This is a genomic window from Caballeronia arationis, assembly GCF_001544975.2.
In the GTDB taxonomy this organism is placed as follows: domain Bacteria; phylum Pseudomonadota; class Gammaproteobacteria; order Burkholderiales; family Burkholderiaceae; genus Caballeronia; species Caballeronia arationis.
Genome location: NZ_FCOG02000034.1, coordinates 1 through 15,925, shown reverse-complemented (window position 1 = coordinate 15,925; position 15,925 = coordinate 1). Strand labels below are relative to the sequence as shown.

The window sequence follows — 15,925 nt, the reverse complement described above, 5'->3', positions numbered from 1 at the left end:
GACCGATCATGACGGATCAAGTTGATACGGTTGCCCAGGCGGCGGCCGCCTCTGCTGCTGCTTCAGCAAGTCTCGCCGCGGCATCGGCCCAGAGCGCGACGAGCGCGTCGACCAGCGCCAATCACAGCGCTGCGACCGCAAGCAATGCGGCTGCGACCGCAACCAGTGTAGCGAGCACGCTCCAGTCGTCGATTGCCTCGCTCAACAAGTACTGGCTCGGGGGGCACAACACTCCTCCTACCTCAGACAACAACGGCGACGTGTTGCAACTCGGCGCCGAGTACGAGGATACGAGCCAGTCGCCCGCTGTGCTGATGGTCTATACCGTGGACGGCTGGATCGTCGATACTGGAACGTCGAGCAGCGCGAAGCTCGCAGCAGTGCAAGCGGCTGAGAGCGCCACCCAAGCGGCGACGGCCCAGGCAAGCGCAGCAGGGTTCGCCGGTGCTGCCTCTGCCTCTGCCGATAACGCTGCGGCATCGGCTGTCCAGGCCGCCTCGTCGGTTACTCAGGCGCAGGCCGTGGTGGCGACGGGGAGCGCCGTCATTGCGGGGGCGCAAGCATGGGCGAGTCAGACGACAGGCAAGGTCTCCGGCACTGACTACTCAGCGAAGTACTACGCGATTCAGGCGTCGAGCTACGCAGCCAATGCGCAGACGTACATGAACAGCGCGAGTCGGTATGCGACGAACGCCAGTAACAGTGCCAGTGCTGCCAACGACAGCGCGACGACGGCCATCAATGCAGCCAAATCCGCAACGGCATCTGCCTCCACGGTGAATGCATTTGTGGGTGGTATCGAGACCGACGCGGGAGCGTTGAAGAGCGGTGATCTCTTGGGTGTGGCGCGCGGAGGTCTTCTTTACTCGACCACGCTCTCAACGCTGACAGGCGAGATCCAGTCGGGATTGCTGAAGGCGAGTAATAACCTGAGCGACCTGGCGAACGACGTCACTGCGCTGAGCAATATCGGCGGGGCTCCGATTGCGGGCTTCCTGTCACAGCTCGTGACGGCAGCAAGCACCAGCTCACTCACGGTCTCCACAACCTTCAGCTTTACTCCGACTGTCAGCGGCAAGGTGGCTGTCATTGCCCAAGGCGGCGCTTATGGCTACACCACCGGCGCCCTATCCCAGGAATTCACCACTATCGACGGCGCAACCGCCATCGCTGCGCAGAGCAACGTCGCAGGCCAGTACCTAGCTAACACCTCCGGACAGTTTTCAGTGACGGCCGGCGTGCCGGTGACGCTCACGCTGACACAAACCGCGCCCTCCGGAACCAGCAGCAGTCAGCTCGCGTCGCTGTTCATCTTCTTGCCCAACTAAGGATGTCGTGATGACACTCACCTATTTCTTCACCCCAGATGGTGGAGTCGGGCTGTCACCTGACGGCACCATTCCGCCCGGGGCCGTGATCTGTACGGAAGAGCAATACCAGAAGCCTGATCAATACATCATCAACTACTCGACGACGCCCTTCTCGATTGAAGCGATTTCGGATGCGAGCGCGTTGCAGATCGCGCAGTCGACGCAAATTGCGAAGCTATCGGGCGAATGCGCTGATTTGATCTATACGGGCTTTCCGTCGACGGCGATGGGCCAGGCGTATTTGTATCCAGCCAAGACCACTGACCAGATGAACCTGCTCTCGTCCCTGATGGATGCGGTGCTGGGCTATCTACTGGCAGACGCATGGACGCCTAACACCGCGGTCGTTGCCGATCAGTACGTGGTGGCGAACAAGCAGCTTTACGTGGTGACGGCAGATGGGACCACCTCTGGCACCCCGCCTAACTGGCCGACCGTGCCTGATGCGCCCGTTCTCGACGGGTCCGCACAATGGGTGCTCTGGTCAACCCCCTTCTGGTGTGCAGACACCACAACCAATCCTCCGGCCTGGGCGTTCCGTGACCACAGCTCAATACAGATCTTCCGGGTCGGCAAGGATGCCAAAAAAGCGGTTCTCTCGCTGATGGGCGAGAACCAGTATCTCGCACAGAAAATCTTGGCAGCACTTTCCGTCGCTGCAGTGGAGGCTATCGAATGGCCGTAAAAATCGCTTTCTATAAAGGCTCTGGCTCGTTTCTGGACAAGGTCATTCGTTGGTGGGAGATAGGTCGATATGCACACTGCGAGATGATCCTTCAGGAAAACGACGACGGCACATACACCATCGCCTCGGCAAAGCCCGGTGTCGGCGTGCGAATCGCTGAAAACCAGTCATTGCCCGACAGTGACTGGGACTTCTTGACGGTACCCGGCGACGTGTCTCAGGTCCGAGCATGGTTCGTAGCTCACGCCGGTGAGTCGTATGACTACGTGGGCCTGCTTGGTTTCATCTTGCGTCCGGTCACGTTCTTCATCCGCAAGAAGTTCTTCTGCTCGCGAGCTTGTCTTCGCTCGTTGGGCGTCAAAGGTGCATGGCGTGTTGACCCCAACGGCATGTACGACTTCATGAGTTTCTGCGCGCAATTCGCGCGCTAAGCGACGGCTACCTGGTCTTCGGACTGGGTAGCCCTTATTCCCTCTCCTATCTGAACGGGCATTTTATGACCGTCTTTACGATTGATTTCGGATAGGAATTCAGGATGACCACTCAAGACGATGCGGCCGCTGCGTCTGCGAGCGCTACAGTAGCCCAAAACGCAGCGATCGATGCAGCAAACTCGGCACTAACAGCTGCGACTGCTGCGATCGGCGCTTCGTCGAATGCAACAACGGCCAGTTCAGCTGCCATTAAAGCGACGAACGCTGTCGATACGGCTACCGCTTCGATTAGCGATGCGAACGCAACTCTGGCGACAGTCCAAACTACCCTCACCCGGGCGAACAGTGTGGCCGCACAGTTGCAAGGCCAGCTCAGCTCGTTTAAGCGATTGTGGCTGGGCGAGTTTCCCACGGATCCGATTGCGGACGGCAACGACCAGGCGCTGGTCGACGGGGCGCAGTATCTAAACACCACATCGGATCCGCAGCAAGTACGCGTGTATGTAGGTGGTGCCTGGCAGGATCAAGATCCCGACGGTGAGCTTGCGTCGCGATCTGCACTGCTCGCTGCTACCCAGGCCGGGACTTCCGCTACGAATGCCTCGATGTCGGCCGGTAACGCCGCTAGCAGTGCGGCAGCTGCCAGCACCTCTGCGTTCGGCGCCGCCGCGGCGGCTTCATCGGCGTCAAGTTCAGCCTCGGCAGCGAATATCTCAGCGCACGATGCAGCCAGCGCTGAGACATCGGCTGTGGCCGCTGCTCACAAGGCTTCGGACGCCGCTGTAAGCGCTCAGGCGTGGGCGTCGCAAGCGGATGGTACGGTGGACGGTACGAATTTCTCGGCGGCATATAGTGCCGCTCGAGCGACCACAAGCGCTAACGCAGCCGAGGCTTCAGCAGGATCGGCTGCGCTGTCTGCGGCCGCGGCGGGTGCCTCTGCTGACAGCGCCGCTATCAGCGTCACTCAGGCGGAGACCCATGCCACCAGTGCCGCGGCGAGTGCTAGTGCAATTGGGGTGAGTGCAGAAAGTGCGGCGGATAGTGCGGCGGCGGCTCACACGAGCGAAACAAATGCGGCGAATGCGGCTTCGGCCGCGGCCAGTTCGAAAGTCAATGCTGCAGCTTCAGCCAGTTCGTCGAATACAGCGGCGGGCGCGGCGGGTGTCTCAGCCAACGATGCTGCAGTCTCAGCGTTGCAGGCGGACAGCAGTGCTGCGACGGCGCAGGCGTGGGCGACGCAAACCAGCAGCACGGTGGATGGCACCAACTATGGTGCGAAGCATTACGCTCAACAGGCTGCTGACTCGAATGCTAATGCTCAAACCCAGGCAACGAACGCCGCTGCATCCGCTACGGAGGCTGATACCTCGGCTGTAAGTGCGGAGTCGGCCGCAACGCTCGCTCAAGAGTGGGCGAGCCAGACATCGGGGCTGGTGAATGGTCAGGATTATTCGGCTAAGTACTATGCTGCGAATGCAGCAAACTCTGCAACTCAAGCACAGACGGCAGCGACGATAGTAACGGGCCGGGCCGTTGTAGTGGCGACGAATGCGGCTTTGGCTCAAGCCTGGGCCGCACAGTTGACGGGGACGGTTGGCGGGACAGCTTACTGTTCTGCGTATTACTACGCTCAACAAGCCGCGGCATCGGATGACGACGCGCAGAGACAAGCGTCGGATGCGCAGGCGAGTGCTGCCGATGCCGCGACCAGTGCCTCGGAAGCTGCGACGTACGCAACGACGATTCAGGCGGCGCTGCATTCCTTTAATGCCTTGTGGCTGGGTGCTCATAGCACACCACCGACGGTCGACGGAAATGGAGACGTCCTCCTAACTGGGGCGGAGTATGAGGATACGTCCCAGACTCCACCGGTGCTGATGGTGTACGACAGTAGCGGCGGATGGGTTGCGCAAGATGGGAGCGCCTTGATGGCGTCGTCGAACGCGCAACTGGCCGCGATGCAAGCGGCCGCATTGGCGTCGAGTGCGTCCGGGAGTGTAAGCGCAGCCGCGACCTCGGCAACGCAGGCGCAGACCGCGTCTGCCAATTCCAGCCGATCGGCGATCAGCGCAGGTAATAGTGCAGCGGCGGCTGGCGCGTCATCGATCGATGCAAGTAACAGTGCTTCGACGGCCACGACCGAGGCAAGCAAATCCTCGGCTTCGGCGCTCGCGGCTGCGGCGAGTGCAGGGAGTGCCGCGACCAGCGAGACGGCAGCGTCTGCGTCGGCGGCCAATGCTACGACCAGGGCTGCCCTCGCCCAGGCATGGGCAAGTCAAGGATCGGGTGTGGTCGATGGGACGAGCTACTACTCGGCCTATTACTACGCAACCCAAGCACGAGTCGCAGAGACGGATGCCAGATCACAAGCCAGCGTAGCGAGTGCGTCCGCCTTGCTGGCACAGGCCTGGGCCTCACAAGCCATGGGGCCGGTCAACGGCACGAGCAATTACTCGGCCCTCCATTACGCCAACGAAGCCAGCGCCAGTGCAACAGATGCAGCGGCCAGCGCGATGGCGGCATCCGACTCAGCCATGCGCGCGTCGAATGCAATCCTCCAACTAATGGCGACGGTTCAGGACTTGAGCAACAAGCTTGATGCACAGGCCCTTCTCATCGCTCAGTTGCAGGCGAATCAGAAATAGAACGGCATGGACTCCATACCGATGTTTGGATCGGTAGAGGGTCCGCGTTCGTCTTTAATGATCCGGCAAATTCAATGACGGGTCTCTAAATCTCTCTCTCTTCCACGAAAGGAGTGGGCTGTGACCAATCCTCAGCAACAAATCGCATCGCAAGTCACGGCGCTCGCTAATGAAATCAGTGGCATGGCTACGGGCATTCATTCGATCGCGGCCGACGATCTGGACGCCCAGGCACAAGCGAGTAATGCCGCAGCGTCTGCGGCGGCGGCCGCCACGAGCGCGGATGCAGCTGCAAGCAGCGCTACCAATGCCGCGAACAGCGCGACGGCGGCTAGTAACTCCTCCACATCCGCCAGTGCATCTGCGAGCACTGCCACGCTGAACGCAAACGCCTCGTCGGCCAACGCGGCGAATGCCCAGACATATGCGAATGCGGCGCAGAGTTCGGCGACCGCTGCCTCGGGTAGCGCGACCACGGCCGCGTCTGCTTCAACCAGTGCCGGCAATAGTGCCACCAATGCCAGTACTTCGGCGACGGCGGCCGCCGCCAGTGCCGCTGCGGCGAGTAGCTCGGCGAACTCGATTCCCAAAATGACCATTTCTTCGTCGGCACCGAGTGGCGGGAACAATGGTGACCTCTGGTACCAGATCTAATCATGAGCGCGTCCAGCAACCAAAACGGCACCTGGGATACGGTCCGGAACATCTACGGGAAATCCGCGGGGACGTGGACTCGAGTCAAGAGGGCTTTCGTTAAACAGAACGGCACGTGGACCCAGTTTCATGGCGGCAATGTGTTTGAGGTGTACTCGCTGGGCCTCGAGCAAAGCGTGGTGAGCGCATCGAACCGCGGATTGTGGGCGAACGGCACAACGGGGTTCGCAGGAAATCGGTCCTATGTGCTGGTCACGTTCGACCAATACGGCAACATCTTGACCTCCAACGTCTACGATGTCTTCGGCGATTCGACTAACTACGCCAATGCCAACAGCGCAACTCAGTACTTGATTTCGGCATTGGGTTCAATACCTGCTGGAACGCCGTATGTCATCTGCTCCTACGACGAACCCTCGACGAATGCGAACGCGCTGACGAGCGCGGTCTCGAACTTGTTCGGCGGCATCCCGTCGATCATCGCCTCCACGATGCCTTATCGCGGGGCGTATCTCGCGATAGGACTGGCGAATCAGGCACCTGTGCTGGAGACGTCTTGCGGGACGTTCATGAACTCGGTCTCGAATCCCTCGGCTTCATCGCCTGCCAGTGATCAGGGGTGTCTCGATGCGATTCTCGATTACACGTTCCGAGTCTACAACGGTCAGATCGTCAATCTAGTCCAGCAACGGATTGGTTCGAACGTGGTGAGTAACAGTCACGCCGTGGGTGCGGTCACGATTGCGGATTTGGTCTGAACGGAACCAGGATCCCCTGCCTTCGGGTGGGGGTATATGCCCGCCTTTGTACCAGGGGGTCGTCGGAATCCTATGAAGGGTCTCTTTATAGGAATCGGCCATGAGCGTCGTAGACGATCTTAATACGCAGTTAGGAACTCTCGTTGATGTCATTGAGGGAATGGGCGCCGCATTCGACGAGATCGAGCAGGACGTCGCAGAAGCCGATGCAGATGCAGCGAGTGCCTCCTCGTCTGAAGCTGCTGCGACGGCCAGCGCCGCCGCGGCGGCCACATCAGCCACTGACGCTGCGAGTAGCGCAAGCGCCGCCGCAGCAACGGCCGCATCGGTACTGGACACGGCGAACAGCATTTCGTCGCAATTGGACGCAGCACAAAGCTTTCTGAGCGTCGTACAGACAGCGGATGCGGATGCCAAATCGCAAGCGAGCGCAGCAGCCTCATCTGCGCAAGCAGCGGCAGCGTCTGCTGAAGCGGCAGCCGCAAGCGCCGCGGCTGTCGGCGGAAATCTGAGCGACACGCTCACGCAGGTCCAGGCCACGCAAGCGAAGCTGCAGGCCCTGATACTAAGCTTCGGCGCGGTCTGGCTGGGCGAGTTCGCCGAGGATCCGGATGTCGATGCCAACGACAATGCCTTGGTCGATGGCGCGATGTACATGAACACCGCTACTATCCCGCCAAACATTCGGATCTATCTCGGAGGTGTCTGGCAGGATTGGGATGAGGCTGGCGAACAGGCGAGCGCCAACGCCCAGCTGGCTGCAACGTCAGCAGCGAGCTCGGCGCAGGCGGCGGCAACATCGTCACAGCAGGCTGCAACCGCGGCGAACAACGCGACGTCTGCTCAGCTTGCGGCTGTCGCATCGGCAAGTGACGCAGACATCAAGGCGAGCGCCTCATCTGCATCGGCCGCGCAAGCCGCAGCGAGCGCGACAACGGCTACGCAGCGTTCCAATGATGCAACGGCAAGCGCACAACTCGCTCAGGACTGGGCTATCTCAACGTCGGGCAATGTCGCCAGTTCGGGGTATGCGTCTGCGATGGTGTACGCGCAGGCAGCAAGCAGCTCCGCGATTGCAGCGTCGACGGCGGCAACAGGATCGTCGAATTCGGCAACCAGCGCCGGGAGTTCAGCGACTGCGGCTGCTGGTTCGGCGTCGGCGGCAGCGTCGTTTGCAACGCAAGCGGCAAATAGCAACACCGCTGCAGCCAATAGCGCAAGCGCGGCGGCCAGTGCCGCGACTCAGGCCGGCAACGCTCAGACGAGCGCGGCTGGGTCCGCTGCGACGGCCGCGACCGCGGCGTCTCAGGCAGGTACGTACGCGACCGATTCAAGCAATAGTGCAAGTGCGTCCGAAGCGTCGGCAACTGATGCGGCGGCAAGCGCGAGCTCGGCACAACAGTTCTCCCAGCAGGCAGCCGGTCTACTCCAAGATGCGACGACCACGAACGGCAGTGCCTCTCAATATGCCACGTTGTCACAGGCATGGGCCACGCAGTCGAGCGGTACCGTCGACGGCCAGAACTACTCGTCTTACTACTCGGCTTTACAGGCCGCGGCGTCAGCGGCTACTGCGTCAACAGCAGCGACCAGCGCCGCGTCATCAGACGCCGACGCAACAGCGCAAGCCAGCAGCGCAGCCGCATCAGCCGCCACTGCGCAGGCTTGGGCAACGCAGGGCTCGGGCACGGTTGGTGGCGTGGACTATTCAGCGAAGTACTACGCCAGCCAAGCGTCGGGATATGCCGCGAGCGCAGCGGCGAGCAACTCGAACTCCGCAGACTCAGCCGCACTAGCAAGAGCATGGGCTTCTCAAACATCGGGAACGGTGGGAGGGACGGTCTACTGGTCCGCCTATGTCTATGCCCTCCAGGCCGCTGGCTCTGCAAACAGTGCCGCAGACTCGGCAACCGGTGCGTCGACCTATGCATCAAACGCCGCCACGAGCGCAAGTAATGCCGCGACCTCCGCGGGTAACGCCGCGACGACGTTTTCGCAACTCCAGGCAGCGCTGGCTGCGTTCAACGCCACGTGGTTGGGTGCCCACAATACGCCGCCGGCAGTCGACAACAACGGCAATCAGCTAAATGTCGGTGCGCAGTATGAGGACACGAGTCAGTCTCCACCGGTCATCATGACGTGGGACGGAACTCAATGGAACGCACCGAGTGCATCGGATTCCACGACGTCCGCGAACGTGGCGCTCGCCGCGTCGCAAGCGGCAAGCTCTGCAAGCGCGGCGGCGACCAGCGCGAGCAGCGCCGCGACCAGCGAAGCGAACGCTGGAGCGTCGGCGGATATGGCCTCCTCCGCGGCTGCTGGCGCGTCCACGTCCGCGACCAACGCGGCCGGTTCCGCGGCAGCGGCTTCTGCTTCTGCAAACGACGCGAGCAATAGCGCACAGTCCGCCGCCGTTTCGGCGACCGCGGCAACGAGCGCCCGGACCGATGCTCAAGGTAAGGCAGATGCAGCTGCCGCTTCGGCGGACCTCGCGGCTCAATGGGCATCCCAGCAGGACGGTGTGGTCGACAATTCGCAGTATTACTCGGCGGCATATTACGCTGCGCAGTCAGCGACGAGCGCCCAGGATGCTTCGATCAGCGCGACCGACGCAGACAGCAGCGCCAGTGCAGCAGCAGCGTCAGCGGCCACCGCGGCGGATCTGGTAGCGGGTCCCTCGGGATCGGCTAACTATTATTCGCAGCAGGCTGCTTCGTCGGCCAGCAATGCATCGGCGGCAGCGACTCAATCGGCAACAAGTGCAGCAGCAGCGGCACAATCGGCCGCCAACGCTGCAGTCGCAGTGAGTCAGGTGACGAGCGGAGTTAGCAGCGCTAGTACTCAGGCCAGTAATGCTGCCGCTTCCGCCAGTGCGGCTTCGGTGAGCGCGAGCGCGGCCGCCACCTCCGAGAGCAACGCCTCCGGCAGCGCAACTGCCGCGGCGACGCACGCGACCCAGGCTTCGTCCAGTGCAGCTCAGGCTTCCGCCTCGGCGACGAGTGCGGCTGCTTCGGATGCCGACGCGCAGACGCAGGCGAGTGCCGCTGCGGCGAGCGCCGCCGCTTCGCAAGCAGCCGCGGCATCGGCACTCGTTAACGCACGGATCGTCTGTTGTCTAAACGGTAATCCCAATCTTTTCCAGGAGGTCCGGTATCCGTTCACCGAGACCTGCACGTTCGGAAGCAATTGGAGTCCCTCCGTGGCGAACTGCGTGTTCTATTCCGGCACGACCGCAGTCGTCAATGTGATGGCATACACCAGCGCTCACCCGAGCGGCATCCAGGTCGGGACCATCACGTTTACTTCGACCGGGAACGGTCAGCAAGGTAGCGGGGCGTTCAGTTCTGTCAATACCAGCACCGTGTTCAACGCGGGCGATCAGCTTTCGTTCCAGTTCAACACCACCAATCTTTCGCAGATGTCGGTGGCGCTGCGCGGAAGCTACAGCTAATCGAAGGAAGGGGAAATCATGAGTGTAGCGGCCGAATTTATTGCCGGTGCGGAAGGGCTGGACGTCTATCCGGCAGGAGCCATCGGAAACGCCTTTCCTTGGTACCAGACCAACACCGCCTATCAAGGCCAAATTACGCAGAACGCAGGTGCGTTCAATGGTAACGCGCTGGCGTTCGCTGCCTCGGCGCAGAACCAGTCGGGCATGGAGTATCAGTTCGCCTCCACGATGCAGGTGCTTCGCAGCTTGGCCGCGGCCGGCGGGTCGGGGGCGTTTGGGTTCTGCGGATGGATCGAGATCGGGACACCGGTGGCCAGCGGCACGGATGTACTCGTGGCACTTGGTAGCAGCACGGCGGCGGGCCCTGCCCTGCCCCTGCTCGGATTGAGCTATTCGGCAACGACCGGACTCAATCTGGTTCTTCCCTCGACCACGACGGGCCTTACCAACGCCCCCCATTACTTGGCGGTGCAGGCGGGAACGTATGTCTGGGTAGGGGTGTATTTCTCGTATGCACCAACCGGCGCGCTGATGGCAACGCTGTGTCTTGCGGGCAGTCCGATCTTCAAAGACGTTGCCGTTACGTTCAGTACCGATATTTTCAGCGCGGGGCAGATTGCAAACCGACTGAAGTTCTATTCCGCGGTCACGGCTCCATGGCAGTTTGATGACCTGATCGTTCACGCGGTGTCGAGCGCAGATACCAACTGGCCGGCTCCGGCGACGTTGACCCCGGAGCTCATCGCTCAGTTCACGCCGCGACAGATCTCGTTTGCGACCGCCGTTGGAAATGGCTCGGTCACCCAATTCTCAGCTTCAGGAAACGAGCCGAACTGGCAGTCAGCCACGGATCCGACTGGCGCGAACTCTGTCGTCTCCACCGCAGCGAACCAGACCGACCGGTACAAGTGGACGACTTCCGCGACGGACATAAAGGCAGTGATTTATCGAGGAGCGAGCGACAAGTACACACAGCTGACAGCCGTGCAGGCGGTGGGTGGCGTGCAGACGAATATGGGCGTCACGATGTCAGGGCCGAACGAATTCATCGGAATATCCGAGAGCGACGGAAGCGCTGCTTGGACGGCAGCCTCGGTCAATGCTGCCGAGTTCGGTCAGAACTCGCACAACTAGGAAAGATCATGACGTTGCTTTTCACAGAAGGTTTCGAGTCTGTCGTCGATGACACGGACATCACTCGACGCGGTTGGATGCGTGCATCTGCGACGAATTTGGCGGGCGCGGGCGTGTTGGGATTGCCGTCGCGCACGAGCTTATCCGGCCGAGGATTGATGTTGCGGGGGCCGTACTCCAGCGCAGCTGGGTTGCCCAACTCCGGCACAACCGTCGCCGACTTCGGGATGATCAACACGAAGCAGAGCGTGTACGGCCTTTGGCAACTGGGTGGCTTCTCGTTCGGCACATATGCAACCTTTAACAAGGCTAGCGTTTTGCAGATTGCTCCAGGCGACACGATGCAAATTGCCTACGACGGCGCGCAGTATTACTGGGCGATCTGCATCTTGGCCAGCGGGACAATCGGCGTTGCTTACTCTACCGATTTGATGAGTTGGACAGTCACGGGGGCGACGCCATCCGGTCAGAGCATCAATAGCACCATCGCTGTTGCGGGTAGTGGTTCGAGCGCCACGATCATTGTCTCGAATAAGAGTGGCTCGACGAGTTCATCCGCCTACTACTCGACGAACATGGGTGTCACGTGGACAGCGATGAGCGTCACCGGGACCTCACAGAAAACTGTAATTCCCACCGGGATTAGCGCCGCGCCGTATTTGGCTGTCGGCTATTCGAGCGCTCCAGGTTTCCGCATTTTCTATTACAGCTCGCTCTCGGCGGCGCCGACGATGGTCTCCGGCGTTAACATGACCGGCTCCGGATACGGCAGCGCCTGGTGCAAGATTAGCAACGGCTATTTCATTGCCACGGCGACGATCTCGGGAGGCGCGACTACCCTGCCGATTTCCGGAACCACCTCATACGCCTTCTATTGTCCAGTAAGCGCCGATCCCACGGTAGCGGCAAATTGGACCGCATTGCCCAGCTATCCGGCATTTATCAACGACATGGTCCGGTTCAAGAACAACTGGGTCGGGGTCGGGTACGGCGGTATCTACATCAACGGCAGCTCGACCAGCAACGCATGGGTTGTGGGTAGCGGCGTGAGCTGGAGCACCACGACGGTTTGGAGTATCGCGGCAAACGGAAGCATGCTCGTTGCGGTCGGCCAAGACCCGGTGTCGCCGGCACTCGGGGCCATCTATACATCCGCCGATGGCCTGAGCTGGACCAAGCAGAACCGATTCATCCTGTCTACGCCGAGCGCGTCGAACGGAAACGGCTTCTCAAACGTGACCTGGGACGGACAACGCTTCGTGATCACGGGCGCCACCAGCAACAATGTCGTGGCAACGTCGACAGATGGCATTGCGTGGACACCGGTCTACTATCCAGACCACGCTGAAGCGACGGGCGCGAGTGCTTCGATGTTGGCACTCTTCTCCGGGTCGCAAAGCGCGGCCGGGGTGTACACGCCGTGGGGCACGGCCTCCGGGAACTGCGTCGGTGCAGGATTTGTGGCCGGCGCCATCTCTAGCAACAGCAGAACGATCACGGCTTACACCATCGCCGGCAATGCAGCGTTGACGAACTCGGGCACCACGTCGATTGCTTTGCCCACTGGAGGTAGCGCGAATGCTCCGGCGAGTTCGCTCACTCACTTCTACGAACTCATCGCAACAGCGACCGCTACTCCGAACACGTTCACCGTTCAGTGGGCCCTCGACGGTGTGATTCTCGGAACTATTGGCACCCTCCTCCTCGCGCCAAGCACGGACACAGGCGCGTCGATGCTATTCATCAACCTTCCTCGAACTGGTAATTGGGTGATGATCGACGACCTCTATTTGACGTCGATGGCTGGCGGCAACAACGCTGGTCAGCTAGGCCCGATCAACGTCCTTCCCTGGGTGATTACGGGTGACGCGCAAGTCGCTATGACTCCTAGCACAGCATCGACGAGTAACGCTGCCCTTTCCGGTGGTCCTCTTTCGAACTCCGAGGGTTACGTCTCCTCGCTGGTCACAGGCGCCCAGGACGTCTATAACGCGAGCGTTTCAATTCCAGCCAATTACAGTGTCTGCGCAGTGCAAGCTGAGGCCTACTTTACCAAGAACGGCATCGTCAGCGCGCAAGGCAAGGTTGGGGTCGTCAACAACGGAAAGGAGGCCGACTCGAGCACGGTCACCGCGTTAGCGACGGGCGCCCCTACATTCGCGTCGGTATTGCTGGAAAACGACCCGAACACAAACACAGCGTGGACGAAGAGCGGAGTCACTTCAGCACACATCGCTGTCACAAAAGCAAACTGACGACGAACTATGACCTTACAGTACATGGAAGGGTATGAGTCGGTCATTGAGACTTCGGACCTGACAAGGCGGGGCCGGGCAACAAGCCAGCAGACGAATGTCAACGGCAACACCGTATGTACGGTTCCGTCTCGCTCGGGCGCAGTCGGGCGCGGCCTGATGTTGAAGGGACCGTACTGCAACGTCTCCGGTATGCCGCTGCCCAGTGCGCCGTATCCTAATTTCGGGATGGTCACAACACGCGCACAAGGTCAGGTGGGACTGGTCAGCGGAACGGTGGAAGGTGACGGTGCCGCGGTGAGTGGCTTAACTGCAACACCATCGTTCGCGAGCCGCCTCCAGTCGGTGGATCCGAACACCAATCAACCCTGGACCCTTTCCGGTGCGAGGGCCGTGAAAGTTGCGGTTGCCAAAGTGACATAAGGAGGCCGTCATGTCCACAGCAGTATCGGTGCAGGCGGCAGCAGTTCACTACATGGTGGACACGCCCTCAAACCTGGGCGTCCAGGGCGTCGTCGGCCAAGTCGTCGTTAAGGCTCCTTCGAACTTAGGCGTTAAAGGGGTGACGGGACAAGTCGTCCTCAGACCGCCTTCGAACCTGGGCGCCCAAGCCGTGATGGGTCAGGTGGTTGTCAAAGCGCTCAAGGACTGGTCTGTCGCACAGGTGACGATGGAGGTCATTGGGGGCGTGCCACCACACATGCCAGTGTCCGGCGTGTCGATAGAAGTGATCGGTGCGGGATTCAGACCGCCTCTTGCCACGCAGGTGGTCATGGAAGTGATCGGGGCGTCTACGCTGCCCTATCAAGTCCCCGGGCATACGGAGACGTGGTGGTCCTCGTGACGCGGGTCTGTTTTTACCGCCCTGCTTCATCGTCTGGACCCGGAGTGACTTTCACGGTCCAAACCTCGTAAACATCGCTTCAAGCTCGCATCCTCACGGGTGCGAGCTCTTTTTCCGTTAACGCACATGAGCACGCCTGACACGATTATCCTGGACCTGAACAAGTCGGTCCGGGCCCTGCACAAGCGCATCGACCGCGAGAGCGGAGACAGCGACGGTTACCTGAACCATGTCATCGAAGATGTGGTTCAGTGTCTCTCTCAGGAGGCCAGCGCCATGTCCAGTCTCATGACGTACGCCGAAGCCGAGCGTTATCGCCACGCTAGACAAGGCACGCTCTCCGAGGCGGGGAATGTCGCCTGGGACATCTTGGAGTTCGGTCGTGATCTCTTTGACCAGCTCAGGTCGTTCGGCATTTATCAGCATGGAGACCTGTCGTATGTCTTCACGGGACGTTGTCGCACGGACAATCTGATCCTTACGCGCGTTCAGAATGATCAGTAGTGCGATCCTAGAAAATCTCAACCATATATTCCAACCGTGAGATTGAACCAATGAAATCTCTGCAACACCTCTTTCCCCTACAGTGACTGAGTGGTCAAGGGGCACTCGTCACTAATTCGATAACCCCTTGACACAAGGAAATGTCACAAATGAAAAAGAACTTCATCGCTATCTCCGCTTTCACTGCTGCCCTGCTCGCATCGGCTGTTGCTCACGCTCAATCGAACCCGGCTGCGGGTGCGCTCGGTGTCGTGCAAGTCGGCAACAGCATCAGCGGCTCGGTCAACATGGTGAACGGTGGCAGCAGCGAATCGAAGGCCATCAACACCCAGACCGCCGCAGCAAACCTGAACGCAACCACGTCGACCAACGTGAACGCGGCCGCCGCTGGCTTCACCGGTGTCACGCAGACGACCGGCGCCGGTCAGGCATGGAACTACTCGACGGGCTCGGGCACGGGCACGGCGAACTCCAACGGCCTGTCGGCAGCGGGCGTCGCTGGTGCAGCGAACATCGCGAACATCGGCATCACGGGCATCCCGGGTCAAGCGCAAGCTGGTGTCCCGGGTGACCTGGCCGGCGCGGGCGCGCTGTCGGTCAAGACGCAAGATGCCATCAACGCATCGACCAACCAAGGCGGTGTGTCGGCAACGTCCTCGTCGGGCTCGCTGCAAGTTGCACTCGGCGCCTCGACGGTCGGCGGTCCCATCACCACGGGCATCAACGACAACAGCAATGTGGTCAACGGCGTGGCAATCACGTCGAGCCATACGGCTGACCTGTCGGTCTCGGGCGCTTCGGGCAGCGTGAACCTGAACACCGGCGTGGACGCAGACGGAAAGGCCATCACGACGACGCTCGGCACCGCAACGACCAACACCAACGGCAACGGCAACTTCAGCGCATCCGCTTCGGGCGGCGCTGCAATAGCCACGGTCGGCGGCACGGTCAATGGCATCGTTCAGGCCATCAACCCGGCGGCAGCTGAAGTCATCAAGTCGGACGCAATTGCGACGCTGGGCGCAAATCTGTAAGCAACATCAAGCGAAGTAATTGAAAAGAGAGGAAATGTGGGCGCGCTTCGGCCGCCTGCATTCCTCTCTTTTCTTTTTTTGGATCGTCGGGGGAATCTATGGGTGAATTATTGTGCGCGGCTAGCCAAGTGAAGCTCGATTCCGATACTGATAGAGC

Annotated in this window: 12 protein-coding genes; 11 read left to right on the top strand and 1 reads right to left on the bottom strand. The window is 60.7% G+C overall.

Going from position 1 to position 15,925, the window contains the following annotated elements; all coding sequences use genetic code 11:
* Window positions 1-8: 8 nt before the first annotated feature.
* From AWB81_RS20830 to AWB81_RS20815, 4 genes are all read left to right on the top strand, one after another.
* The gene (locus tag AWB81_RS20830; RefSeq protein ID WP_062638449.1) at window positions 9-1,328 is read left to right on the top strand and encodes a hypothetical protein; all 1,320 of its coding nucleotides are present in this window, start codon (window positions 9-11) and stop codon (window positions 1,326-1,328) included.
* A 10-nt stretch (window positions 1,329-1,338) separates the two neighbouring features.
* Entirely contained in the window at window positions 1,339-2,055 is a 717-nt protein-coding gene (locus AWB81_RS20825) for a hypothetical protein (RefSeq protein ID WP_062638448.1), read from the top strand.
* The gene (locus tag AWB81_RS20820) at window positions 2,046-2,486 is read left to right on the top strand and encodes a hypothetical protein (RefSeq protein WP_062638447.1); all 441 of its coding nucleotides are present in this window, start codon (window positions 2,046-2,048) and stop codon (window positions 2,484-2,486) included. The genes AWB81_RS20825 and AWB81_RS20820 overlap by 10 nt, the downstream gene beginning before the upstream one ends.
* Window positions 2,487-2,590: 104 nt before the next feature.
* Window positions 2,591-5,134, top strand: coding sequence for a hypothetical protein (locus tag AWB81_RS20815; RefSeq protein ID WP_062638446.1), 2,544 nt, complete (start codon window positions 2,591-2,593; stop codon window positions 5,132-5,134).
* Window positions 5,135-5,331: 197 nt separating this feature from the next.
* On the opposite strand, the gene AWB81_RS20810 is transcribed toward AWB81_RS20815, so the two are convergent.
* Window positions 5,332-5,763 (bottom strand): hypothetical protein, encoded by a 432-nt coding sequence (locus tag AWB81_RS20810; protein WP_144444147.1) that lies wholly within the window; start codon window positions 5,761-5,763, stop codon window positions 5,332-5,334.
* A gap of 27 nt (window positions 5,764-5,790) precedes the next feature.
* Here AWB81_RS20810 and AWB81_RS20805 point away from each other — a divergent pair, with 27 nt between their 5' ends.
* From AWB81_RS20805 to AWB81_RS20775, 7 genes are all read left to right on the top strand, one after another.
* Entirely contained in the window at window positions 5,791-6,546 is a 756-nt protein-coding gene (locus AWB81_RS20805; RefSeq protein ID WP_144444146.1) for a hypothetical protein, read from the top strand.
* Window positions 6,547-6,646: 100 nt separating this feature from the next.
* Window positions 6,647-9,997 carry a hypothetical protein gene (locus AWB81_RS46905; RefSeq protein ID WP_062638443.1) on the top strand — a complete coding sequence of 1,117 codons (3,351 nt, stop codon included), beginning with the start codon at window positions 6,647-6,649 and terminating at the stop codon, window positions 9,995-9,997.
* 18 nt (window positions 9,998-10,015) lie between these two features.
* Complete coding sequence (locus AWB81_RS20795; RefSeq protein WP_062638442.1) at window positions 10,016-11,131, top strand: hypothetical protein; 1,116 nt, start codon at window positions 10,016-10,018, stop codon at window positions 11,129-11,131.
* Window positions 11,132-11,139: 8 nt separating this feature from the next.
* Entirely contained in the window at window positions 11,140-13,386 is a 2,247-nt protein-coding gene (locus AWB81_RS20790; protein ID WP_062638441.1) for a hypothetical protein, read from the top strand.
* A 433-nt stretch (window positions 13,387-13,819) separates the two neighbouring features.
* A complete protein-coding gene (locus AWB81_RS20785; protein ID WP_062638440.1) occupies window positions 13,820-14,230 on the top strand; it encodes a hypothetical protein in 411 nt (136 codons plus the stop codon).
* Window positions 14,231-14,356: 126 nt separating this feature from the next.
* Window positions 14,357-14,734, top strand: coding sequence for a hypothetical protein (locus tag AWB81_RS20780; protein ID WP_062638439.1), 378 nt, complete (start codon window positions 14,357-14,359; stop codon window positions 14,732-14,734).
* Window positions 14,735-14,883: 149 nt separating this feature from the next.
* On the top strand, window positions 14,884-15,768 hold the full coding sequence (locus tag AWB81_RS20775) for a hypothetical protein (protein WP_062638438.1): 885 nt from the start codon (window positions 14,884-14,886) through the stop codon (window positions 15,766-15,768).
* Window positions 15,769-15,925: the final 157 nt, after the last annotated feature.

Coding starts and splice junctions, on each gene's coding strand:
- AWB81_RS20795 (WP_062638442.1), top strand. CDS start 10,016: ATGAGTGTAGCGGCCGAATTTATTGCCGGTGCGGAAGGGCTGGACGTC.
- AWB81_RS20820 (WP_062638447.1), top strand. CDS start 2,046: ATGGCCGTAAAAATCGCTTTCTATAAAGGCTCTGGCTCGTTTCTGGAC.
- AWB81_RS20815 (WP_062638446.1), top strand. CDS start 2,591: ATGACCACTCAAGACGATGCGGCCGCTGCGTCTGCGAGCGCTACAGTA.
- AWB81_RS20825 (WP_062638448.1), top strand. CDS start 1,339: ATGACACTCACCTATTTCTTCACCCCAGATGGTGGAGTCGGGCTGTCA.
- AWB81_RS20785 (WP_062638440.1), top strand. CDS start 13,820: ATGTCCACAGCAGTATCGGTGCAGGCGGCAGCAGTTCACTACATGGTG.
- AWB81_RS20775 (WP_062638438.1), top strand. CDS start 14,884: ATGAAAAAGAACTTCATCGCTATCTCCGCTTTCACTGCTGCCCTGCTC.
- AWB81_RS20790 (WP_062638441.1), top strand. CDS start 11,140: ATGACGTTGCTTTTCACAGAAGGTTTCGAGTCTGTCGTCGATGACACG.
- AWB81_RS46905 (WP_062638443.1), top strand. CDS start 6,647: ATGAGCGTCGTAGACGATCTTAATACGCAGTTAGGAACTCTCGTTGAT.
- AWB81_RS20780 (WP_062638439.1), top strand. CDS start 14,357: ATGAGCACGCCTGACACGATTATCCTGGACCTGAACAAGTCGGTCCGG.
- AWB81_RS20805 (WP_144444146.1), top strand. CDS start 5,791: ATGAGCGCGTCCAGCAACCAAAACGGCACCTGGGATACGGTCCGGAAC.
- AWB81_RS20830 (WP_062638449.1), top strand. CDS start 9: ATGACGGATCAAGTTGATACGGTTGCCCAGGCGGCGGCCGCCTCTGCT.